Origin of the sequence: Streptomyces sp. NPDC047971, from assembly GCF_040653355.1 — a bacterium.
In the GTDB taxonomy this organism is placed as follows: Bacteria; Actinomycetota; Actinomycetes; order Streptomycetales; family Streptomycetaceae; genus Streptomyces.
Window position 1 is genome coordinate 186,094 of record NZ_JBEZNW010000008.1, and the last position, 24,593, is coordinate 210,686.

At 68.5% G+C, this 24,593-nt stretch carries 13 protein-coding genes and 1 pseudogene; 11 read left to right on the plus strand and 3 right to left on the minus strand.

The window, feature by feature from the left end:
- The first annotated feature begins 6 nt into the window (after positions 1–6).
- A complete protein-coding gene (locus AB0D99_RS11310) occupies positions 7–1,059 on the plus strand; it encodes a serine hydrolase domain-containing protein (protein ID WP_362359022.1) in 1,053 nt (350 codons plus the stop codon).
- 314 nt (positions 1,060–1,373) lie between these two features.
- On the opposite strand, the gene AB0D99_RS11315 is transcribed toward AB0D99_RS11310, so the two are convergent.
- Together AB0D99_RS11315 and AB0D99_RS11320 are read right to left on the minus strand one after the other, a co-directional pair.
- Positions 1,374–1,853 (minus strand): ASCH domain-containing protein, encoded by a 480-nt coding sequence (locus AB0D99_RS11315; protein WP_030822260.1) that lies wholly within the window; start codon positions 1,851–1,853, stop codon positions 1,374–1,376.
- Positions 1,850–3,904: a GNAT family N-acetyltransferase gene (locus AB0D99_RS11320; RefSeq protein ID WP_362359025.1), complete on the minus strand. Its 2,055-nt coding sequence runs from the start codon at positions 3,902–3,904 to the stop codon at positions 1,850–1,852. The genes AB0D99_RS11315 and AB0D99_RS11320 overlap by 4 nt, the downstream gene beginning before the upstream one ends.
- A 238-nt stretch (positions 3,905–4,142) precedes the next feature.
- On the opposite strand from AB0D99_RS11320, the gene AB0D99_RS11325 reads away from it, so the two are divergent.
- The 10 genes and pseudogenes from AB0D99_RS11325 (at position 4,143) to AB0D99_RS11370 (ending at position 23,645) form a co-directional block, all read left to right on the plus strand.
- Positions 4,143–4,595 carry a very short patch repair endonuclease gene (locus AB0D99_RS11325; protein ID WP_362359027.1) on the plus strand — a complete coding sequence of 151 codons (453 nt, stop codon included), beginning with the start codon at positions 4,143–4,145 and terminating at the stop codon, positions 4,593–4,595.
- A 369-nt stretch (positions 4,596–4,964) separates the two neighbouring features.
- Positions 4,965–8,237: a DISARM system SNF2-like helicase DrmD gene (gene drmD, locus AB0D99_RS11330; RefSeq protein ID WP_362359029.1), complete on the plus strand. Its 3,273-nt coding sequence runs from the start codon at positions 4,965–4,967 to the stop codon at positions 8,235–8,237.
- Positions 8,237–12,352: a DNA methyltransferase gene (locus AB0D99_RS11335; RefSeq protein WP_362359031.1), complete on the plus strand. Its 4,116-nt coding sequence runs from the start codon at positions 8,237–8,239 to the stop codon at positions 12,350–12,352. Before drmD ends, AB0D99_RS11335 begins: the two co-directional genes overlap by 1 nt.
- Before the next feature lie 90 nt (positions 12,353–12,442).
- Entirely contained in the window at positions 12,443–15,970 is a 3,528-nt protein-coding gene (drmA, locus tag AB0D99_RS11340; RefSeq protein ID WP_362359034.1) for a DISARM system helicase DrmA, read from the plus strand.
- Positions 15,967–17,838 (plus strand): DUF1998 domain-containing protein, encoded by a 1,872-nt coding sequence (locus AB0D99_RS11345; protein WP_362359036.1) that lies wholly within the window; start codon positions 15,967–15,969, stop codon positions 17,836–17,838. Before drmA ends, AB0D99_RS11345 begins: the two co-directional genes overlap by 4 nt.
- The gene (drmC, locus tag AB0D99_RS11350) at positions 17,835–18,680 is read left to right on the plus strand and encodes a DISARM system phospholipase D-like protein DrmC (RefSeq protein ID WP_362359038.1); all 846 of its coding nucleotides are present in this window, start codon (positions 17,835–17,837) and stop codon (positions 18,678–18,680) included. Before AB0D99_RS11345 ends, drmC begins: the two co-directional genes overlap by 4 nt.
- 568 nt (positions 18,681–19,248) lie before the next feature.
- Positions 19,249–19,440 (plus strand): annotated as a pseudogene (locus AB0D99_RS11355) (CorA family divalent cation transporter); the annotation flags it as partial.
- Positions 19,441–19,684: 244 nt separating this feature from the next.
- Positions 19,685–20,329: a LysE family translocator gene (locus tag AB0D99_RS11360; protein ID WP_362359040.1), complete on the plus strand. Its 645-nt coding sequence runs from the start codon at positions 19,685–19,687 to the stop codon at positions 20,327–20,329.
- Positions 20,330–20,758: 429 nt separating this feature from the next.
- Positions 20,759–22,516 carry a VCBS repeat-containing protein gene (locus AB0D99_RS11365; protein WP_362359042.1) on the plus strand — a complete coding sequence of 586 codons (1,758 nt, stop codon included), beginning with the start codon at positions 20,759–20,761 and terminating at the stop codon, positions 22,514–22,516.
- A 4-nt stretch (positions 22,517–22,520) separates the two neighbouring features.
- Positions 22,521–23,645, plus strand: coding sequence for a hypothetical protein (locus AB0D99_RS11370; RefSeq protein WP_362359044.1), 1,125 nt, complete (start codon positions 22,521–22,523; stop codon positions 23,643–23,645).
- A gap of 162 nt (positions 23,646–23,807) precedes the next feature.
- Here the strand turns inward: AB0D99_RS11370 and AB0D99_RS11375 are convergent, their stop codons facing one another.
- Complete coding sequence (locus AB0D99_RS11375; protein WP_362359046.1) at positions 23,808–24,521, minus strand: TetR/AcrR family transcriptional regulator; 714 nt, start codon at positions 24,519–24,521, stop codon at positions 23,808–23,810.
- Positions 24,522–24,593 lie beyond the last annotated feature (72 nt).

Below are 24,593 nucleotides of genomic sequence, written 5' to 3' on the forward strand. Positions count from 1 at the left end.
GAGACCATGACCACGCCCTCCACCGCCCGTATCGAAGACCTCCTCCAGACCGGCGTGCGCGAGGAGGTCTACCCCGGCGCGGTGTGGGCGGTCGGGGACGCCGACGGCATCCGCGCGAGCGGATCCGTCGGCCTCCTCGACCCCGACCGGCCCGACGAGCCCATGCGGCTGGACACCGTCTTCGACGTGGCCAGCCTCACCAAGATCCTCGCCGTCTGGTCGACGATCGGCACGCTCGTCGAAGAGGGCAAACTCGACCTCCACGCCCCTCTGGGCACCTTCTGGGACGAGGTCTTCGGCCACCCCCTGGCCCGGGCCACGGCCCACCACCTCCTGACCCACACCGCAGGCCTGCCCCTGCGCGCCAACCTGAAGAACCTGTACGGCACCGACCCCCAGGACATCCGCGACGGCGTCCTCCACGAAGCCCTCCACCGCCCACCGGGCGAGGCCGTCGAGTACACCGACCGGGCCGCCCTGATCCTCGGCTACGTCGCCGAACACCTCTCGGGCCAGCCCCTGGACCAGCTAGCCATCGACCGCGTCTGGCACCCCCTGGGAATGACGCGCACCCACTTCGGCCCCCTCCCCACCACCGAAACGACCTGCTGCGCCCCCACCGAGTACGACGACACCACCGGCACCCACCTCAAGGGCACCGCCCACGACTTCTCCGCCCGCCTCCTCGGCGGCGCCTGCGGCATCGCCGGCACCTTCTCCGTCCTCGACGACCTCGCCCTCTTCCTCCGCCACATGCTCGCCCCCACCCGGGCCGCGTTCGGCCCGACCTGGGTCAAGGCCTCCCTCCACCTCCAGACCGGTGCCCTCACCCCCGCCCGTGGGCTCTTCTGGCACCCCGCCCCCGGCACCGACCCCGCCGCGGACGTCTGGGTCCACTACGGCTTCACCGGCACGGGCATGTGGATCAGCCCGGCCCAAGACCGGTGGGCCGTCCTCCTCACGAACAAACTCCGCTTCAACCGCGATCGGGAGCCCTTGACGGAAATCCGCAACGCTTTCCGTCTCGGCGCATTCACGGTGGTTGTTCCGAGGCTCTAGGCCTGACGGCAACCCCGTCCACGCGGAGGCTTTGATCGGCTTGGCGAAGGACCTCTCTTCGGCCGTGTCCGAGACTGCCTATCAGATAGTCCGGGCACAAGGCCCGCACGCTCCAAGCGTCTTACCTGTAGAGCCATTGGAACGCGAACTGCCACGAGCCCGCTGCCGTATCCCACCGGCGCTCTCGTCCTGGGTGACCGACGCGGCAGTCAGCCATCGGGGAGACGGCGGCTCGGAGGCCACCCGGAAGTCCTGCTACGGCACCAGGTGGCCGATCACTACCAGCGTGACGTCCCCACTGCTCGTACAGGAGCCTACGCAGGCGTCAACTCACTGAGGGCCCCTTGTAGGGCTTCGCTCTTGAGAGGGGTCGCCGCAGCCAGTTTCCGCAGATCCTCGCCAGTCAAATACCGGTAGCTCTGCGGTGGATGGAACGAGCCGGAGGCCCTGAGAGCCGCCAGAGGAACCGGCTCCTCGAAGGCGACCGGCTCCTCCAAGGAGAGGCCGCTGGCCCGGGTCGCGCCGCTCATGTAGTCGTCGTACTCCCGACGGCTGATGCCAGTGCTCGTGCGACTGGCGGTCCACACCTCACGAGGGCTGGCCACCTGCACCGAGGCGATCCTCGCCATGCCGACGATGGCCATCGTCGGCGCGGTCGCGTAGAGGAGTACGGGCGTCCCAGGAGGAGCGGCGACGCGTTGGCGGCGTACCTCCACCGTCTTGGTGCCGGCCAGGATCGCCGTCGCGAACCTCGGGTGGACGGACAACAGCATCGCGCGCTCCGGATCGCTCACGTCTTTCGGTGCCCCTCTTCGTACACGGCCTGGAACAGCGCGTTGTCGATCTTCGACAGCGACATCAGCGACAACCGTAGCCCCAGCCCGTTCGCCAGCGCGGTCAATCGCGAATGCGTCACCTGTACGGGAAACAGCTCCGTGTCCGAGAACCTCAGCGCCATGACCCGGCCCGTAGCATCGGCTGCCGCACGCACTTCGGCACGACCATATACGCCCAGGTGTTCGAATCGCGAGAAGAGGGCGTCAGGGTCGCCGATGACCACCTCGTCGAGGCGCGAGCAGCCGATCACCATCTTGCCCTGCTGCCCTGCGGACCCCTCACTGACGTACCAAAGGATCCGAGCGGGGACGCTCTCGCCCCGATGGCCGGCCGACCGGTAGTACACGTGCTCGCGACTGATTCCGAGTACGTCGTCGCGCGGTACGAGCATTGCCGGAACGTCGAAGAGCTCCGTGGACCAGCGCGGCTTGACGGGTGCGATGAAGGTCGGCAGGGCAGAATCGACCAGCTTCGCCGGCCACCACACCCTCTCGGCGATGCTCGCGATCTCCGCTGGCGCACGGGCGTCCAGGACCGGCGTCACAGCGCCGGTCCGCCCCGCGATCTGCCCGGCGGCCCCGGAGACCACCTCCGTCGGCCCGCACACGTCTACCAGGAGCGCGGTGAAGCCCTTCTCGTCCTCGACGAAGCCGTCGGGGCCTGCTGCGACCACAGCCGCCCTTGAGGGGCCGGGGTCGATGATGCGCACGGCCTGGGCGCCCCGGTCCCGCCCGAGCCTCTTCAGCATGAAGAGCAACTGGCGGGCCAGCGTCTCTTCCAGAGCGTGCGATGCGGTCCTCAGGAGAGGAACGTTCAGCGTGCGACCGTCCAGCGCCCAGGCGTACAGCGCGACAGGGCGCCCATCGCCGTCCCGGATGAGTTCCCTGCGCCACAAGACACCATCACGGGCAAGGCTGGTCAGACGCTCCGACAAGCCGACTCCACCGTCACCACCGGCCTCGTCGAAGAAGGCGACGAGCCCCTCTTCACTTCCGGGCTCGACCTCGGCGGCGGAGAAGGCCGTTCCCATGAGATCGGCAGGGCGATACATCTGGGCTTGGCGGAGTTCGTCCACATGGAGCGTCACGGCCTCGGGAGAGACCACCCTGACGCGCGCCACCTCCCAGGCGATGTCTGCCAGCGCCGCCAGGTCGGAATCACGGGTCACCAGTACCTGCAGGCCAGCACAAGACGTCTCGGCCACGTAGCGCAGCCGCGCACGCAGGCCGACATCGATCACAACGCCGGGCATCTCCTTGCCCACCGCTGCGGTCAACTCCTGCTGGCGGCTGACCACCGCGGCGGTGTCGGGCGCCAGGGAGCGGAGCCTGGACAGGCCTGCACGTTGGTGGTTCCGCTCCTCCCGGTCCTCCACCGCTTGAACGTGCAGGAGGAGCTGCGGCGTATAGGCGAGCTCGACCAGGTCTGCGAGCCACCCGGCCTCAAGGGCCCTCGCTTCCTCGACCGCACTCTCGGCACCCGTGCCGTGAAGCCCGGAGAAGACCGTGTGGTCGACCGTCACGACCAGCAGGGCGTCGCTCTGCGCTCCCGTGAACAGGTCGTCGTGACCGTGGTCGAGCCACCAGGTGTCGAGGGTCTCCTTGTCACTACCCCGCCCGAGGCCCTCGCCCTTCGGCACGAAGCCCAGGCCGCTCCAGGTGGCGCTGAGCCCGTAGTCACGGCGGCACCTGGCCCTGATCCCGAGCCTGTGACTTTGACTGCGCCGCAGTTCTGCGATCAGGAGCCTCGCGACCCCCTTGCCCCGGTGCTCCTCCGCCACGCACAGGTGCACGAGGCGAACGTGCTGGCTACGCTTGGGCAGTCCGCAGAGCGCGTATCCAACCAGCTCACCGTGGTCCAACGCAACGAGCAAGCCACCGTCGTCGGCGTACTTCCGGTACGCGGGTGGCGTGAGCAGACCGAGCCGCTTCGTGTAGCGGTTGCCCAGGGCGATGGCCGCACCGAGCATCTCCAACTGTTCTCCGGTCACCGGCAGCACTTCGATCACCGTGTTCCCCCTCCGCTTCCGTGAGGATCGGGTCGATCACTCCCAGCGCATGGTGTCGAACCATGGGTGAGCGGGCCACCGTTTGACCAAATTCAGCCGTGTTGGCTCGAATTGGCACTCCACGGCAGCGGTGCGGCGGCTGCCACCCCAAGCAGACACGGGAGCGCGACCCTGCGGGGTTACCGAATGAACGCTGAGCAGTTGTCCGGAGGTGGAAACAAAAGGCAGTCGTAGTGGCGTGCCAGCGCCGCGGGACGCCAACGTCCGGAGGGTGATGACCGCGCAACGCAACCGGGACACTGCGCCGGAGCTGGCGCTGCGCCGCGCCCTTCACGCGTTGGGCTTCCGTTACCGCGTGGACCTGCCGATCCCAGGAATGCCGCGCCGGCGCGCTGACGTCACCTTCACACGCTGGCGGACGGCGGTGTTCGTCCAAGGCTGCTTCTGGCACGCCTGCCCGACACATCAGCACGCTCCGAAGCACAACTCCGCGTGGTGGCGCAGGAAGTTCGACACCAACGTTCGCCGGGACGAGGAGACCGACGCGCACCTCGCGCTCCTGGGCTGGCTGCCACTCCGCGTCTGGGAGCACGAAAGCGTGGACGGTGCTGTTCGGCGCGTGACGGCGGCCCTCGCCACCCGGGGCCATCCCCTCGCCCTGCGGCTGGACGCCCGGGACGTCGACACGTGACTCCAGGCCGGAACAGCACCCCCACGGTCGGCGGCGTTACCCCGGTCAGGACGGCGGAACTCCCACTGAGGCGCTCGGCTCGTCTGCCGCTGGCGGGTGCGCGTACCTGCCCTCATTGAACGGGGTGAACCAAGCACCGAACGGCATGGGCGCCACCCCCAGGGTGGAGCCGACCCCGCTCTCATCGATGCCGTCCATCGAATCGCCGTACAGCCACTCGAGGCCCACCGGGGCCAGTAGGCTCTCTCTGTCCTACCAGCGGTGTCTGCCGGGCTGGGATGCAACTGGTGACATAGGACTCGGGCAAGACTCGGGCTCCCGCCACGATGCACAGGACGACAGGCGATCCAGGAGCGGAAGTTGACACGGGTGGGTATCGAAGAGGTCGACGAGGCGGACGAGGCGGTGCCAACCGTCGGCCAACTAGTCACGGTACGTAATCGAAACTGGGTAGCCACTGCCGTGGAGCGCTCCTCGATCACGGTCGAGGAGCCGGGCAGTCCACTGTTTGCCGAGGCGCAGCACCTGGTCTCCCTCGTTTCGGTGGACGGTGACTCCGGTGACGAAGAGTTGCGCGTCCTGTGGGAGCTGGAGCCTGGTGCTACCGCCCGTGAGCAACACGCCTTGCCGTCCCCGGTGAGCGGGTTCGATGACCCGGCGAAGTTGGATGCCTTCCTTGACGCTGTGCGCTGGGGCTCGGTGGCAACGGCGGACAAGACGTTGCTGCAGGCGCCGTTCCGCTCCGGTGTGAAGCCGGAGGACTACCAGCTCGACCCTGTGGTGCGGGCGCTGCAGATGCCGCGTACGAACCTGCTGATCGCGGATGATGTTGGTCTCGGTAAGACCATCGAGGCGGGTCTGGTGATGCAGGAGCTGATGCTGCGGCACCGGGCGCGGACGATGCTGATCGTGTGCCCGGCTTCGCTCACTCTGCAGTGGCGCGATGAGATGCGCGACAAGTTCGGGCTGGGCTTCAAGATCGTGGATGCGGAGCTCCTGAAGGAGCTCCGCAGGTCTCGCGGACTGTACGCGAATCCGTGGACGCACTACCCGCGATTGATCGTCTCGATCGACTGGCTCAAGCGGGAGCGGCCCATGGCGCTGCTGCGCTCGATCCTGCCGCCGGCGCCCCAGTATCCGCGTGCCTTCGACCTCCTCGTCGTCGATGAGGTGCACACGTGCGCGCCTTCGGGGTCCGGGAAGTACGCGGTCGACTCACAGCGCACCGACGCGATCAAGACTTTGGCCCCGCACAGCGAGCACCGGCTGTTCCTGTCGGCGACGCCGCACAACGGCTACTTGGAATCGTTCACCGCCCTGTTGGCGCTGTTGGACGGCCACCGCTTCGCCCGCACCCTGGAGCCATCGGAAGAGGCCAAGGCGCAGGTGATGGTGCGGCGGCTGAAGCGGGATCTACCGCCGAACTGGGACGGTAGCCCGCGCTTTCCGGAGCGTGACCTCGACCATCCCCTTGAAGTCGTCTACGATGCCGCGACCCGCGACGCCTACGCAAAACTGGACTTGTACGCGCAGTCCCGCCGCGAGACGATCTCCGGACAGCCGACCTTGCAGGGCACTGCGCCAAGTCGGGCTGCGGACTTCGTCGTCACGCTGCTCAAACGCCGCTTCCTGTCCAGCCCGAAGGCCTTTGCCAATACGGTGGACACCCATCTGAAGACGATGCTCGCCCGGGGGAGTCGCAACGAAGCCGAGCGGGAGTACGACCGCGGCGCGTATACGGTGGCGGAGAAGGTCCTCGCAAAGATGATCGGGCAGCTGGACGAGTCGGCTGAGGACGATGCCGCCTTCGCGGAGACAGCCCAGGAAGCCCTTGCCACAGTTCGTCGGTTCGCCCCGCCGCTTACCCCGGCCGAACAGAAGCTGCTGGAGGATCTGCGCGACTGGGGGGACCGCAACTCGGAGAAGTCCGACGGCAAGTTCACCGCCTTCCTCGGCTGGCTGCGCGCCATCGTGCAGCGAAACGGAACCGATGGGATGAGCGGCAGCTGGGACGGCGATCGGGTCATCGTGTTCACCGAATACCGCGATACCCAGCGCTGGCTGCACGAACGACTCATCAGCGCCGGTGTGCCGAACGAGGCGATCGCCCAGCTCTACGGCGGCCAGGACCGCGATGAACGCGAGCGCGTCAAGAACGTCTTCCAGGACGACCCCGACGTCGACCCGGTGCGGATCCTGCTCGCCACCGACTCCGCGAGCGAGGGCATCAACCTGCAGAACCACTGCCACCGGGTCCTGCACTGGGAAATCCCGTGGAACCCCAACCGCCTGGAGCAGCGCAACGGCCGAGTGGACCGGCACGGACAGACCGCGGCGAAGGTCGAGATCGTCCATTTCGTGCCTCAGGGCTGGGACCGGCAGCGCGAAGACGACACCGGATTCACCGAGGGCACCTTGGAGGACGCGATGGCGTTCCTCGGCGTCGCGGTCCGCAAGGTCGAGCAGATCCGCACCGACCTCGGTAGTGCCGGAGAAGTGATCGCCAGCCAGGTCGAGCAGAAGATGCTCGGCAAGCGCTCCAGCTGGCAGACCACCGACAGGGAGATCCAGCGTCTGGCCGGCAAGGCCGTACTGAAGATCGAACGGAATCTGGCGCACGACCTCCAGCAGGCCCAGGAGCAGCTCACCCGGACCCGCACCGAGCTGAATCTGAACCCGGAGACGATCGAGCGGGTAGTGCGGACCGCACTCCGTCTGGCCCACAAGAAGGATCTGATCGAGACTCCGTCGCCCAAGGGAGTCAAGGCACGATGCTTCAAGCTCCCGGAACTGAAGGAAGGCTGGGCACAGGCACGCAACGACGGCTTGCGGCACCCGGTCAGTGGCAAGGAACGCCCCGTCACCTTCGACCAGGACTACGCTGGGCGTACTGACGTCGTGCTGCTTCACTTGAACCACCGCCTGGTCGATCTGTGTCTGCGTCTGCTGCGCGCTGAACTGTGGTCCGAGGACGAGCACGGCGCGCATCTGACCCGTGTCACCGCCCGGATCGTCCCTGGCGACCTGTTGCGCAACCCTGCAGTGATCGCACACGGCCGCGTCGTGCTCACTGGGAACCGTGGAGTGCGTCTGCATGAGCAGATCGCCCTGGCCGGTGGATCCATCGAACACGGCAAGCTGGTGGTGGAGAAGAACCCGGAAGCCCTGGAACACTGGCTCGCTGTCGCGTCGCAGGACGCGCCGCCGCCCGAGTTCCTCGACCGGCTCACCGCGCTGTGGGGTGTACTGGAGCCCCCTCTCGGCAAGGCACTGCAGACCGAGTCCAACAAGATCGCGCGCAAACAGCGCAAGGTCCTGGACAAGCGCTGCGAGGAAGACGTCAAAGCAATGCAGTCGGTACTGACCGAGTTGGAGCGCAACATCCGGGACTCCCTGAACTCCAACCCGCTCTGGCGCCAGGACTCGCTGCTGGCCCCCGACCCGGAACGCGACCAGCTCAAGAAGGACCGCACGGAACTGGAGGCACGCCTCGCCGCCGTCCCTGAACAGCTCGTGTTCGAGGCCGCAGCCCTGCGCCACCGGTACGCAGACCCAGTCGCCCGCCGATTCCCCGTGGCGGTCACCTTCCTCGTCCCCGCCTCCCTGACCGTAGCCGCTCCTTCCCACCAGGCAGGCCACTGATGCCAGCGCGCACCCGTTCCCCGAAAGCCGAGCAGCAGACCCCGATCGAGCAGCACGCCGAGTGGCTCAACCTGCTGCGCCCGGACGGACCGTTCCTCACCGCGAAGATCCTCGCCGACGCATTCCCGCAGGGCCTTGACGTTGTTGACACTCCACTGCGCGGCCGCCTCCGGCAGGCATGGGCCGAACTGCAGGCCGAACCGGCGACGCTGTGCAGCGCCTGGCAGCACCTGGTCCTGGAAGAACTGCTCGGCTACCAGGGCCAGGCACTGCGCCAAGGCTCGATGCTGCCCCGAGAACTGACCGACCTCCCCTGCACAGCCCCCGATGCACTGCTCATGGGCCCTCCTGACCCGACCAGCGGCCTGCCCGGCGCCGCCGAACGCGCACTCATCTACCGACGCCCCTGGGGCGAACCCCTCACCCGCGCCATGAAGGGCTTGCCGTCGGCGGCCGAGCAGGCCGCCGAGCTGTGCCGACGCCGTGCCGTCCCACTCGCACTGCTCACCAACGGCACCCTGTGGGTCCTCGTCCACGCCCGGCCCCAAGCACCGGCCTCGGTGGCTGTCTTCGATGCCGACGCCTGGTTCGAGGAACCGCTGCTACTGCGCGCCTTCACCTCCCTGCTCGGTGTCCGCTGCGCCGCGATCGCGCCCAAGGACAGCGAGGGCAAGGACACCAACTCCCTCGCCGCTCTTTTCACCCGCACGGCCGACGACACGACCGCCGTCACCAAGACCCTCGGCAGGCAGGTCCGCGCGGCCGTCGAACTCCTCGTCGCGGAGCTCTCCCGCCTCGACCGTGAGGCCGACGGCGTCGTGCTGAAAGGCGTCGCGCCGCGGACCGTCTACCGCGCTGCGCTGACAGTCATGATGCGGATCGTGTTCCTCCTCTACGCGGAGGAACAGGGCCTGCTGCCGGCCGACGACGAGCTGTACGCAGACTCGTACTCGGTCACGAAGCTCTACGACCGCCTCGATCAGGACGACGCCGACATCGCCGACCGCTGGAAGGCCGCCTGGCCCACGCTGCTCGCCACCTTCCGAGCCATCCACGGCGGGGCCCGGCACCCGGACATGTGGATCCCCGCATACGGCGGGTCCCTGTTCGACCCGAAGCGGTTCGCCTGGCTAGAACGCCTGAAGGTCACCGACCGTGTCGTCTTCGCCATGCTCGACGCACTGGTCAAACTCAAGCGCACCACGCCGGCAGGCAAGGTCACTTCGACGGAACGCCTGTCCTACAAGGGCCTCGACGTCGAGCAGATCGGCCATGTCTACGAGGGTCTGCTCGAACACTCCGCCATTCGGCTCGACGAGCCACGCCTCGGGCTCAAGGGCAAGTCTGGTGCCGACGTCAAACTGGCTGACCTCGAAGAGTGGAGCGCGGCAGGTCACCTCCAAGCCAAGACCGTCAAGCTCGCCGGCCTGACGGCGAAGCAGTTCACCGCCGCAATCGCAACCGAGCCGACCGGCTCACAGATCGGTACCCTCGACGCAGCCTGCGACAACGATCCCGAGCTCGCCGACCGAGTGCGGCCGTTCTACGGCCTGCTGCGCTCCGACCTGCGCAACGAGCCGGTTGTCCACCCTGCCGGGACGGTCATCGTCACCCAGGTCGGCGACCGGCGCGACTCCGGCACGCACTACACACCGCGAGCGCTCGCCGAAGAGATCGTCCTGCACACCCTTGACCCACTGTGCTTCTCACCCGGCTCCTCGGACGGTGTTCCGCGACCCGCCGATGGGAGCCAGCCGCTCGAATGGCAGGTGCGTCCGGCATCGGACCTCCTGGCGCTCAAGGTCCTCGACCCCGCGATGGGCTCCGGGGCGTTCCTGGTCTCCGCGTGCCGATACCTGTCGGAGCGGGTCGTGGAGGCGTGGGACCGCGATGGGTTGCCGGACACGGTCGCTGCCCGTCTCGGCGAGCATCGCGAAGACCGAGATGCGCAGCTCCTCGAAGCACGTCGCATGGTCGCCGACCGTTGCCTCTATGGCGTCGATATCGACGAGATGGCGGTGGAGCTCGCCAAGCTCTCGCTGTGGTTGGTCACCCTGGCGAAGGGCCGTCCGTTCAACTTCGTCGATCACGCCCTGCGCTGCGGCGACTCTCTCATCGGCTGCTTGACGGCGGACCAGATCGAAGCCTTCCACCTCACCCCGAGTAAGGGTCATCGCCTCAACGCCCGTCTCAGCGGCGAAATTGACAAGATCACTGGCCCGCTGCTGACCCAAGCCGCGGAGTTGCGTCGTGACATCGAGCAACACGAGGTCACGGACATACGAGACGCTCGGGCAAAGGCCGCGAAGCTGGTCGAGGCCGAAGCGCTGACCGAACAGCTCCGCCTCGCTGCGGACGCCGTGGTCGCGGCGAAACTATCCACCGCGACAACCAAGTCCGACGACGCCTACGACAACCGTCTCGCTTCCATCGCCGACCTCATCGAAAAGGCGTTGCTGGGGGACAAGGCCGCGGCGGCGGAGGCCCGCGCCATCATCGATGGCTGGCTCCTCGGCCCCAGTGGTGGGCTACGTGCCGTCCCGCTGCGTCCACTGCACTGGCCACTTGAATTTCCCGAGATCATGGCCGATCCCGTTCGGGGCGAGCACCGCTTCGACGCCGTGGTGGGGAACCCCCCGTTCTCGGGCGGGGTGCAGACCAGCGCACGAATCGGCAAGGACAGTCTGAGTTACATCGGCCAAGTTATCGCTGGCGGCCATACAGCAGGCGGGCGCGCCGACCTGTGCACCTATTTCCTGTTGCGGAATCTCCATCTCGCAGCGGCTCGACGCACCGGAATCATCGCGACCAATACCATCGCTCAGACCGATTCACGGGAAGTCGGCCTGGACCGGATTGTGGCGCAAGGCTGGCAGATCGGCCGCGCAGTAAAATCGCAACCTTGGCCCGGTGAGGCTGGCGTATACGTCTCGCTGGTGTGGATCGGGCCCGATAACACAGTCGAGCAACCCGTGCTTGAAGGACGGGCCGTGCACAAGATCTCGCCGGGTCTCACATTGCCTTCCCGTGTAGCTGGGAGGCCAGAAAAGCTTTCCGCTTCGACTGGGCAAGTTTCAGTAGGATGCCAAGTTACCGGATCGGGCTTTCTACTTGAACCGGCCGAGGCGCAGGCGCTGATCGCAAAGGATGAAAGGAACGAACAGGTCATTCTCCCCTATCTCATCAACGATGAGGTCAACGGTCGACCTGACTCCTCAGCAAGAAGATGGGCAATCGACTTCAAGGAGATGTCCGAGGAAGAGGCACGCCTGTACCCAGATGCCTTCGCGATCGTCGACGAAAGAGTGCGTCCCGAGCGTCAGCGTAAGACAGCGGACGGCAGCTTCAAGTTGCGTAACCCGCTGCCGCAAAGGTGGTGGCAATACGCGGAGAAGCGCTCTGCCATGCGCAAGGCGATCGCTGAATATGATCGCGTTCTCGTGATCGGACGACACAGCAAGTACGGATTGCCGAGCATCGTTGCGACTGGCCAGGTCTACTCCGACTCGCTGGCCGTCTTCTACACACCTGACCACGCAGCCATGCTTGCGCTTCTGACGAGCGCCTGGCACTTCAACTGGTGGACCGTCAAGGGTGAGTCGACGATGAAATCAGACCCTCGTTACACTCCGTCCGACGGCTTCGACACGTTTCCGCAGCCAGATCTCACCCCGCGCATCCGCGCCGCCGGCGAGGAGCTGAATACCTACCGTCGCCATGTCCAACTATCACGGGCCCCGCAGCTCGGCATGACCGACCTCTACAACGAGGTCCACAACCCGGCGAACCTCGACGCCGATATCCAGCGCCTGCGCGAGATCCATGCCGAGATCGACGAAGCCGTCGCCGAGTCCTACCTCGCCCACCCCCTCTCGGCGCAATTCGGCTGGACGCCGCTCGTGCTGAACCACGGCTTCCACGAGACAGTCCATGGCCTGCGCTGGACTGTCGACCCGGATGTCCAGATCGAGATGAACGACCGTCTCCTCGAACTCAACCACGCCCTGTACGAAGACGAGGTCCAGCGTGGCCTCCACAGCAAGAAGGGCCCCGCCAAGCCCAGGAAGACCGTTGCCCCCGCAGCGACCCCAGATCCCGGCGATGGGCTCTGGTAGGGGGCCTTCTAGCGCCGGAGCCCACGTGCGGCACAAACGTTGGCTGCGTTGCGCCCATGCTGTCAGTGGCTCGCCCTATCGTTGTGACCCATGAGCGATAAGTTGCCGCCCGCCGCATCGAACAGCCCGGTGCTGGCTGTTCCGTCCCCAGGTTCAATACGTGACGAGCTGGCCCAGCTCGTGGTGCTGGACCTGCTCGGACCGGTGGGCGGCGACCAGGAGGAGGTCGCTGACTCCCCGACCGACTGGTACGTGCTCGGGCGGCTCGCGCCGAACGGCACGACGATCGTGCCGGAGGAGATGGACGCCTCGCTCGGCGACAGCGAGCTGCCGGGCGCGGATGAAGGGGCGCCGGACGCGGACGCGCCGAACGTGCCGAGTCTGGCCCCGTCGTCGGTCGGGTTCACCGCACGGGTGCGCGGTGATGCCGACCGGCTGGAGGTGACCGGGCGGTGGGCGCGTTACGTCCGCTCGCACTCGACGGATCCGAGCATCGAGAAGCTGATCTGGCGGCGCACGCCCCACACCGGCTGCGTTCCGGTCAAGCTGGTCGAGGGCCAGGTCGAGGCTCTGGTGCTCGACTCCGAGGACGAGAAGGTGGTGCTGCGCGGCCGCGTGCGACGCTTCCACGACGACTGGCTGGTCACCCTCTTCCTGGTCAACACCACCGAGACCGACTCCAACTCCGCGCTGCACTGGGTTTTCCAGGCCGAGCTGTCGGCGGACGGCGCGGACGGCGCGGCGGTGTTCCTGCCCCGGCACGAGCCCGGATCCGGTGGCGATGCCGTCGACCAGGGCGAGCAGCGACGGTTGGCGATGGCGTACCGGTTCAGCCCTGAGTTCGCGGTGGGGCACGCGACCGGGGTGAGCGCGACGGCCAGTGACGCCGACCCGATGAGAGCGGTCTCGGTATGTACGAAGGCGGCGCCGGAGTACGACATCGCGCAGACCGACGCGCCGTCGTTCGACAGCGATCCGGACCTCCCGGAGCTGGTGGACCTGTTGGTCGACATGAAGGAACTCGGCGCGTGCGAGCCGCAACGACTGCGGGCGGGGCTGATTCCGCTTGTGGCCGGTTACCGGGCGTGGATCGAGCGGGCCGAGGTGCGGATCGGGCAGGACGGTCAGTATCTCGACGAGTACGCAGACCAGGCCGAGGAGGCACTGAACGAAGCCAAGCGGGCGGCCGACCGGATCGAAGCGGGCATCGAGCTGGTGCTTGGTGACCCGGACGCCCTGGCCGCCTTCCGCTTCGCGAACAGCGCGATGCACCTACAGCGTGTCCACACACGGGTCGCCGCCGCCCGACGCCGCGACGGATCCCGTGACCTCGACGCGGTGTTCCGCGACGAGGACAAACCGGCCAACCGCTCCTGGCGCCCCTTCCAGCTCGCGTTCCTGCTGCTGAACCTTCCCGCACTGACCGATCCCGCGCATCCGGAGCGTGCCACGGGAGCCGATGCGGTGGCGGACCTGCTCTGGTTCCCCACCGGTGGCGGCAAGACCGAGGCGTACCTCGGCCTGACCGCCTACACCCTCGCCATCCGCCGGCTGCGACCGGACCTCGGCGGCCTCGACGCAGGCCATGGGGTCGCCGTACTGATGCGCTACACCCTGAGGCTGCTGACGATCCAACAGTTCCAACGTGCCACCGCACTGATCTGCGCGTGCGAGGTCCTGCGCCGTGCCGACGAGGCGCGGTGGGGTGCAGAACCGTTCCGGATCGGCCTGTGGGTTGGGGGGAAGGTGTCCCCGAACACGACCGACAAGGCCGTCGACTGGGTCAAGGACGTCCGCCGGGCGAGCGGGAAGCCCCATCAGAACTCCGGCACCCCCTACCAGCTCACCAGTTGCCCATGGTGTGGAACGAAGATCGAGAAGGGCCGGGACATCGAGGTCGACAAGACTCTTCGCCGGACCTTCCTGCGCTGTCCCGAGCTGTTCGGCTGCCCCTTCGGCGGCGGCGACCCGAACCGTGAGGGCCTGCCGGTGGTCGTCGTCGACGAGGAGATCTACCGTCTGCTGCCGAGCCTGGTGATCGCGACCGTCGACAAGTTCGCACAGCTCACCTGGAACGGGCGCACCCAGGCCCTGTTCGGGCGCGCCTCCCGGCACTGCTCCCGACACGGCTACGTCACCGCCCAGATCGCCGAGGAGGACTGGGAAGCCAGCAGCCACCTCGCGGAAGGACGCCATCCTGCTGCGACGCTCACCGCGGCCAAGTCGGTGCGTCCCCCGGACCTGATCGTGCAGGACGAACTCCACCTGATCTCCGGTCCACTCGGCTCGCTGACCGGCTTGTACGAGGCTGCAGTGGACCGCCTTGCCACCTGGGAATACGCGCCGGGCAGGACGGCGCGGCCGAAGGTGATCGCCTCGACGGCCACCGTGCGGCGCGCCGAGCGGCAGATTCATGCCCTCTTCGACCGGCGCACCGAGGTCTTCCCGCCACAGGGACTGGAAATCGGGGACAGCTTTTTCGCCAGACAGCGGCCCACGGACTCACATCCCGGTCGCCGCTACATCGGGATCTGCGCGCAGGGCGTGCGCACGAAGTCCACGATGATCCGGGTGTACGTCGCGGTGCTCGCCGCCGCGCAGACCGTGCACAAGAAGTACGGGCACAATCCGGTGACGGATCCCTACATGACACTCGTCGGCTACTTCAACAGCCTGCGCGATCTAGGCGGCATGCGTCTGTCGGTCGAGGACGATGTCTCCACCCGACTGGAGCGGATCAACGAGCGCGGCCTGTCGAGGCGCTACGACCTGCGGCTGGAGGAGCTCACCTCGCGCCTGACCTCGGAGAAGATCCCCGACATCCTCCAGCAGCTGGAGTACACCTTCCCCCGGGCGAACAAGCTGACACCGATCGACGTGCTCCTGGCCACCAACATGATCGCCGTCGGAGTCGACGTCTCCCGGCTCGGCGTCATGGTCGTCGCCAACCAGCCCAAATCCACCGCCGAGTACATCCAGGCGACCAGCCGCGTCGGCCGCGCCGCACCCGGCCTCGTCTTCACCGTGTTCAACTGGGCCCGCCCACGCGACCTGTCCCACTACGAGACCTTCGAGTACTTCCACGCCACCGTGTACCGGCACGTCGAAGCGCTCTCAGTCACCCCGTTCGCGGAACGCGCGATAGACCGGGGCCTGACCGGGGTGCTCGTGGCGCTGGCCCGCAACCTGGAGGCCGGCGACAACGGCAACCTCGGCGCGCAGACCTTCGATACGCACAGCAGCAAGGCCGACCACATCGTCCGGTACCTGGAACGCCGCGCCGGCGAAGTCGCCACGGATCGGGCCGTCGCGACCCGGGTACGCGAGGAGCTGGACAGCATTCTGGACCTGTGGGCGCGCGAACAGCGCCGCCCCGCTGCCCGACTCGCCTTCGACGCCAAGGGCAAGGCCGACGACATCGTCGGCCTGCTCCACAGTCCGGATTCCGGCCCGTGGAAGCGCACGACCTGTCCGACCTCCCTGCGCGAAGTCGAGCCGGGTATCCGACTGGTGCTGCGGACCGCTCCGGGTAACGCCGATGACCACGAGCAGCACCCGTTCCTCCCGCGCCCGAACCCGGACGCCGACGGCGCCGGAAACGAAGGGGACCACTCATGACCATCACTGCAGACGGTGCACGCTCGGCGAGCAACCTGCGGGTCGGAGAGCTGAGGCCCAGCCAGCTTCTGCACACCTACGGTGTTGGCGCGGTCGCGGACCTCCCGAACCTCTCGGTGATGATCCTCGGACTCGATGAGTGGGAGCTGGAGAAGGCCGCGATCGTGCCGGAGGAGCGGCTCCTTGCGGCGGTGCGCAGCAAGCTCGGCGCCCAGGTGCAGCATCTGCGGATGCCGCCGTACACGCCGGAGGACCCGAACGACTTCACCGGCGCCTGGTCCCGGATCGGTGTGCCGGTCGCGGTGTTCCCCGGCTGGCTGCGCTGCACCGACACCCGGTGCAACCGGCTCGCCCCGGCCGATTCCGGGCTCTTCCACCTGCTGCCCAACAGCGTGGCACCCGACCAGACCCGCTTCGTCCACTCCTGCCGCGAGACCGGCCGCAAACGGCCGACCGCGGTGCCGGCCAGGTTCGTCTCTGCCTGCCCAGCCGGACACGTGGACGACTTCCCGTGGATGTACTTCGTCCACCGTGGCGCACCGTACGGGACGGATCACACACTGAAGCTCGTCGAGCGCGGTACCACCGGCGAGGCGGCGAACATCTTCGTCGAATGCTCCTGCGAGGTGAACGCCCGGTCCATGGCCGAGGCGATCGGCACGCGCAGTGAGCAGGTGCTCCCGGCCTGTCGGGGCCGGCACCCGCACCTGGGAACCTTCGAACCCTGCACCGAACAGACCCGGACCATGGCACTGGGTGCGACGAACGGCTGGTTCGCCATGCAGCTGCGGGTCTTCTCCATCCCGCACGCCGACAATCCGGTGGACAGCGCCGTGGCCGAACACTGGGCCGGGCTCCGGGTGGTGGCACAGCTGCCCCGCGAGACCGCGCGCCTGGTCCTGCCCACCCAGGTGATGTGGCCACAGCTCGAACGCTTCGGCCCGGACGAGGTGTTGGACGCGATCTCGCGACACCGGGGAGAGAACCAAGCCGGCGCCGCCGAAGACACCGACGCACTGGACATCGCCGGACCGGAGTGGCTTGCCTTCATCGGCAGCCCGCAGAACCACCCTGACTTCAGCGTCAGCAACGAGCCCGTCCCAGCCGCACACCGTGACTGGCTCGGCCAGGTGCGTCTGGTCAAGCGCTTGCGCGAAGTATCCGCGCTATACGGATTCAGTCGGATCGATGCGCCGGAATGGGGCTCCGCGACCAGCGGAGGCGAGGCCCTGGAGGAGAACCGTGCGCCCCTCTCCAGCTCGGCGCCGATTTGGCTTCCCTGCGCGGAAACCCGCGGCGAGGGGATCTTCCTCCGCTTCGACGAGAAGCGGATCAGCGCCTGGGAACAAGACCCGAACGTCATCCGCCGGACCAGAACGCTGATGAAGGCACACGAGAAGTGGTGCACCCAGCGCCGCACCGCCGCGGAGTGGCCAGGCATCCGCTATGTGCTGCTGCACACCTTCTCCCACGTCCTGATCCGAGAGTTCGCCCTTGAGTGCGGGTACGGCGCCTCCGGAATCGGCGAGCGGATCTACGCGCGCTCAGGTGCCGATGCAATGGCCGGGATCTTGCTGTACACCGCAGCCCCCGACAGCGAGGGCACCCTCGGCGGGCTGGTCAACCTCGGCGGACAGCACAGACTTGGTGCGTTGATCGACCAAGCGCTCGAGGCTGCACGGCTGTGCGGCTCGGATCCACTCTGCGCCGACCATGACCCGGTCGCCCACGGTCGCCTGCACGGTGCTGCCTGTCACGCCTGCCTGTTCGCGGCGGAAACGTCCTGCGAACGGGGCAACCACTTCCTCGATCGCGAACTGCTCGTAGAAACGTTCAGCGGCCGTCCGGGCGGGTTCTTCACAACATGAACGGCAAGAGCGCCTCCGAAGCTGCGCCCAGCCTGCCCGAAGTGCTCTCCGACCTCGTCGCCACTCTCCCTTCAACGCATCTCGCTGCCTGGATCAACGTCCTGAGGACGGTGCACGCCCCTGACGGACGCACGGAATCCCGCCTCGTCGCCGCACACCCGGGCGTAGGTCTCGGACCGCGCGCCGGCCTGCTGCTGTCCGCGTGGCGGTCCACCGATCCACAACTGGCGGGATGTGCCCTGGCCCTGGCCCTCGAAGCCGCCGGCAGACGATACGAGCAGGACCTCGCCACCCATCACGTCGAGATCGCCGTCTCAGGACCAGTGAGCGAGGCGGTGTCGGTCAGGCTCACCGCGTCCGTCGCAATCGGGGTGATCCGGGCCGCCAACGCCACGCTCCTGGTCACCAGCTACGCCGCGTTCGGCATCCAGGAGATCGTCAGCGAGATCAGAGCAGCCGCAGACCGCGGCGTAAGGGTGGATCTGGTCCTGGAGACCGCCCGCGCTTCCGGCGGCCGACTGCACGGAGACTGCGACGGGCGCACCGCGTTCTACGAACTGCGCTTCCACCCAGACGTACGCCTTTGGCAGTGGGCGAACGACGAGCGGCACGGGCCTGGCGGCCGATACGGCAGCATGCACGCCAAGGTCATCGCCGCCGACCGGAGCATCGCCCTACTCGGCAGCGCCAACCTCACTGACAACGCATATAGCGACAACTTGGAGGTAGGTGCTGTCATCCGCGACCTCCGCGCCGTCGCCAATCTCGTCGATCACTTCACCAACCTGATGCATTCAACCGACGGCCCCTTGACCCGACTGCCCTGGCAACCAGTCTCATAGCCCTAGGAACGCATCGACCGCTGCCACACCCTGTGGGTAGCTCGTCTGGTCGGATGAACAACCCACCAGCACCTTCCCGGTTCAGCTCCTACGAGAGGCCTCTCCGCAGACGCGGTAGTCGGCCTCGAGGGCCTTCTGCGGCCCTGAGTTCGGCGTATCACCTGGCGGGCAGGCGGAGGCCTCGGCGGTGATGGTGGGCGTGGCATGCGGAGGTGTGATGCCCCGTCGTGCTCGGTGCTCACGCGGCAGATCGACTCGGCACGCCGTACTCGGCCCGTGTTCCATGTCCCTGCGGAGACAGAAGTGGCCCTCACAGAGCAGACCTGGACCATTCACGGCATCGCGCAGGATGCTGCCATGACACCCGGATCACGTTGCCAGCCAGCGACGATCCTTCCTCGTCAAACCCTCCGCTGGGGAGAATCTGGGGAGAACGCAGACCCGTTGGGGAGCGGACGGGGAGGATCGGCCGCATCAACGGGCAGTATCGCGAAAGGGCCGGAAAGACGGATCGCCGCAGGTCCGCACACCTCTCTAGTCGATTTCTGCAGGTCATTGGCCTGAGGGTGAGGACTTCAAGAAGATCTCCTCGTGGGCCGCCATTCTGTTCGCACCGACGCTGGTGGGAACGATCTACGGCATGAACTTCGACACCATGCCGGAGCTGCACTGGGCGGGCGGGTATCCGTTCGCGGTGGTGCTGATGGCGGTGGTGTGCACGAGTCTGTACGTGGTGTTCAAGAAGAAGGACTGGCTGTAGCGGAGCCCCGGTACCGCCTGACCGATTGCGCGAGCGCGAACGTCCTGCGGTGAGAGGCCGAAGACCTCGCCCTGACGCTGATCACGGCGGGCCACTGCAGTCAGGGGGCACGGAATCGCCGAACGGCAGGCGCGTATCCTGGGGCAGGCGATGCAGGCACCGACGATGCGTCGTAGCCGCCCGTCGCAGCCGGGCGTCGCCCACTCCGGGTACCAGGTACTCAGCAACGATCGGGAGTTGACCGGTGATCAGTCTGGCCGCAGCGGGCGGAGTGGCCTTGGTCGAACTCGGCATGGCCCTGACTCCGGGACCGAACATGATCCACCTGGCCTCCCGCGCGATCACCCAGGGCCGCAGGGCGGGCCTGGTCAGCCTGAGTGGGACCGCCGTGGGATTCCTGTGCTACCTACTGGCTGCAGCCGCCGGCCTGTCCGCGTTGTTCGCCGCCGTGCCGCTGGCGTTCACGGTGGTCAAGATCGCCGGGGCCGTCTATCTGGCCTACCTGGCCTGGGACATGCTCAAGCCCGGTGGCCGCTCGCCCTTCGCTCCGGCTCAGGACCTGCCGCCTGTCTCCGACGTCCGCCTGTTCTCGATGGGGCTCCTGACCAACCTGCTCAACCCCAAGATCGCTCTCATGTACGCCGCTCTCCTGCCTCAGTTCATGGACCCCCAGGCGGGCCCGGCCTGGGCGCAACTGCTCCAGCTCGGTGGTGTGCAGATCATCGTGGGGATCTCCGTGAACGCTGTGATCATGCTGGGCGCAGCTCGGGTGTCGGGGTTTCTCGCCGCCCGGCCCCGCGTGATGACCGCTCAGCGGTTCGCGGCAGGCGGCTTGCTCGGTGTCTTCGCGCTGCGCACCGCCCTGTCCCGTACGCCTGTCTCGGCCTGACGCACAGGCTGCGATCGGCCCGGGCTGGGCCGAGGGCGCCCCAGCGCCACTCCTGCTCCCGGGCGGCTGAGAGCGGCCACCCGGACCTCAGTGCTGGTCGCCGCCCCGACCGAACTACACCTCGTGGACCGCGAGAGGGGCTTCGGCGGCTTCTACGAACGGCTGCTCGACCTCGCGTGATGTCGCGCGCCCTCGGCCTCGTCCTGTGCGGTGAGCGCGACCGCGTGGGCCCGGGTGCCCCCGTCCGCGGTCGGCCCGACCGATCGGAGGAATCACCAGGTCACCGCCCGTGGAGCGGCCCCGTAACTGGTGGGGCATCCACTGAACTTCCCCGCCGCGGCGGTATTGACTGGATCTGACTCTCCATCACACCGCCGCAGGTCGACGCCTCCTGTCGGCGTGCCGCGACATCCTCAAGGGGCGGGTACGTTGAAGACTTCCACACCACGCGGAGCCGGGCTCGTGCTCGGCTCGGCAGCCGCGCTCGTCGCCGGGCTGTGTCTGGCGCCGGCCGCCCAGGCGGCGCCGGATCCCCGCGTCTCCTTCGGCGGGGCGACCGCCGTCCCGCTGCCCGCGGGTTCCGGGAGGGGCACCGCCCCGGCGCTGGGCGACCTGAACGGCGACGGCAAGGCCGACCTCGTCACCGCGGTCAAGGGATCGAACACCCTGGTGGCCGCCCTCGGCGACGGCAAGGGCGGCTTCGGCCCCGGCGTCTCCTTCGGGCTCGACAGCGGCGTCTTCCCGACGGCGGTCGCCCTCGCGGACCTCAACGGTGACGGCCGGCTGGACGCGGTCGTCGCCGCGGCCCTGACCAAGCGGCCCACGCAGCACGGCACGGAAAGCATGGGAAGCGTCGTCGAACTGCTCGGTGACGGCAAGGGCGGTTTCGCCCCGGCGACCTCCTCCTTCGCGCCGACGCTGGTCAACCCGTCGACGGACGCCCTGTTCCCCGCGGACATCACGGTCGCCGACATGAACGGCGACGCCAAGCCCGATGTGCTGACGTCCAACACCAACGGCGACAACGTCTCGGTGTGGACCAACGACGGCACGGGCGCGCTGGGCACCGCGAGCAACCACTACGTCGGCGGCGGCCGGCCGAGCAGCCACTCCGCCCGGCAGCTGCGCCCCTCCGGCCTGAAGGCCGGGGATGTGAACGGCGACGGCAGGCTCGACGTGGTCACCGTGAACGCGGGCACCTCCGACATCTCCGTCCTCCTCGGTGACGGCAAGGGCGGTCTCGGCCCGGCCACCCGCTTCGCCGACGCCGCCCTCCTCGGCCGGGCCATCGCGCTCGGCGACGTGAGCGGCGACGGCAAGCCGGACGTGGTCGTCGCGCACACCGACCGGACGATCACCGTCTTCCTCGGCGACGGTGCCGGAGCCTTCGGTGCCCCGGTCACCCACCCCGTCGGCGGCAGCGCTCTCGAGGGCGTGGCCATCGCCGACGTCGACACGGACGGCAAGCCGGACCTGGTCACCGACAACGGCCCCGACAACCAGCCCACCGTCCTCCTCGGCGACGGCACGGGCGCCTTCCGCAACGCCGGCCGGCCGTACGACACGCAGGCCGGCGCGAACGGCTCGTACGCCGTCGGCGACCTGAACGCCGACGGCCGGCCCGACCTGGCGGCCTCCTCCACCGCCGCGGGCGTCGCGGCGCAGGTGCTGCTGAACACCTCGAAGTCGAAGGGCACGGCCCAGTCGATGTCGGTACAGGTCGCCAAGGCGCCCGGTGTCCTGTCGATGGAGGTGAACCTGCCGGCCGTCGACTTCGGCACCCTGGAACCCGGCACCGTCAGCGCACCGGCCGGACTCGGCAGGTTCACGTACACCGACACCCTCTCCACCACCGCCCCCTGGTCGGTGACCGTCGCCACCACCGACCTGGTCAGCGGCACGGACACCATCGGGTGGAAGAACCTGACGGTCACGGCCGGCGGGCACCTCGACGGGACCGGCGGCCGGTGGACGGGCATCGCCGAGCCGGGCCCGGGCGGCCGGTTCCCGGAGGGCGCCGACGCGCAGCCGGGCACCAGCCTCTCCCCGGCCCTGACGATGGCGACCGGCGACGGCTCCACCCGCGGTGTCTTCACCCACGACGGGTCGACGGCGCAGTGGAACATCCCCGCGGAGACGCTCCCCGGCTCCTACAGCGGCACCCTCCAGTACACGATCACCGGCTGATCCCATGAACAGCTGTCTGCGCGCCCGGGGCGGCGCCTCCGCCACCCACCGGGCACGGATCCGTGCCCGGTGGAGCCTCCTCCTCACGGCCCTCGTGCTCGCTCTGGCGCCGGGCGCGCAGGCAGCACCCGCCCCCGCACCCTCGCCCACGCCACCGGAATCCGCCGCGGGCGCGCCGTTCGGCGTACGGGCCGGGCTCTACGGACTGACGACGCTGACCGGCGGGCACTTCGGTTACGCGCTGAGGGCCGGCGCCCGGATCGAGGACTCCGCGGTCATCTACAACCAGAGCAACGAGGCCCGGACCTTCCACGTCTACGGCGCCGACGTCACCCACGCGGCCGGCGGCGGTCTGGCCCCCGCGCAGGAAGGGCAGAGGATGCGCGCGGTCGGGGCCTGGCTGAAGCTGGGCTCCGAGGCCACCGTCACCGTGCGGCCGAAGAGCAGCGCCACGGTCCGCTTCTCCCTCGCGGTCCCCGACGGCACGCCGCCCGGCAGCTACCTCGGCAGCCTGGTCACCGCGCTGCGCACCCCCGCGGTCAGCGGCGGGGTGAACACCGAGACCCGTATCGCCCGGCTCGTCGAACTCACCGTCCCCGGCACCGCCGACCTCCAGGTCTCCCTCACGGAGCTGGAACACCGGCCCGCGGGCGGCGGCGAGGAGTTCACCGTGACCGTCCGCAACACGGGGAACGTCCTCTACACCTTCACCGGACAGCTGAAGGTCACCGGCGGCGGTTCCACCCGTACCGTCCCGCTCAGCCCGGCGGGGATCTACGTGATCCCCGGCGGCAGCGCCATCGTCACCGGCCGCCTCACCGACCTCCCCGTCCTCGGCCGCCGCGCGGTCACCGCCTCGGTGACCGCCACGGTGCCCGGCGGCGCGACGAAGACCGTGGACAGCAACACGGTCCGGCTGTCCTCCTTCCCCTGGCTCATCGCCGCCCTCGCCGTCGGCGGCCTCCTCGCCCTGGGCCTTCTCCTCGTGGTCACGCGCGAGCGACGGCGCGCCTGGCTGCGGCGTCGCGCGGAGGAACGGACCGCGCTGCGCGCACTGCGGCGGCACCTGCGGGCGGGGAACCCGCCTGCCGACGACCCGCGTGGAGCGCGGGGCGCCGAACACCCGTGACCCGGGGCAGCGGGCCGTGGCGGCGGATCCGTGGCATGAGGATCGACCGACCGCCCCGGCACCGCGCCGGCGAGACACCCCGAGAGGCCGGGGCGAAAGGTGTTCCGCCCCGCTCACGCGGGTGCGAGGCGGTAGTCGCCGGGATCGGCGGCGCCGCCCCTGTCAGTCCGGAACGACCGGATCGAGTTCGCGTCGAAGGGCGGACAGCGCGAACGCGTGCGCGGAGGCGTGCTGCCACCGGGACCGGCCGAACATCACGTCCTCGGAGAGTCCGCTCAGCATGGCCACGGCCCGGATGGTGAACTCGGGCAGGTCCACGTCGGCGAAGTGACCCAGGCCCCGGCCCTCTCGAACGATGGTTTCCAGGCGCTCGTCCCAGCCGTCCAGCAGTTCGGTGAGGATGTGCCGGCCCGCTTCGTCGTGGCGCTGGGCCAGTACCTGCGTCCACAGCGCGTAGCGCTCGTCGCCCTGGTGGCGGGGCAGGTAGAAGCGGACGAACAGGTCCAGCTTCTCGGCGGGTGACGCGGCCTGGTCGGCGGCCTGCTGGAACCGGGCCCAGAGGTCCGCCTGGCTCCATGCGAGGACCTCGAGCAGGAGCCGGTCCTTCTTGCCGAAGTGGTAGAGGATGTGGCCGGTGCTCATGCCGGCCCGCTCGGCGATGTCCGACATCCGCAGGGCCGCTGTGCCCTTGTCGGCGATGACGCTGATGGCGGCCCGCATGGCTCGCTCCCGCGCCTCGTCCCCGCTGGGCTGGCGCTTCCTGTCGATGGGGACCCGGGCCGCGGGCCGCGAGCTCGCGCCCGTCCCGGCGCCCGCCGCCCCGTTCGGCGGGGGACGGCGGTCGGGCCGCGCGGGCCCGGTCTCTGACGTCGGCATGGGCTCACTCTCGGTTCCGGAAATCCAGGACCCGATTCTAGGTTCCGATCATCTAGATTCCTAGTCTAGACT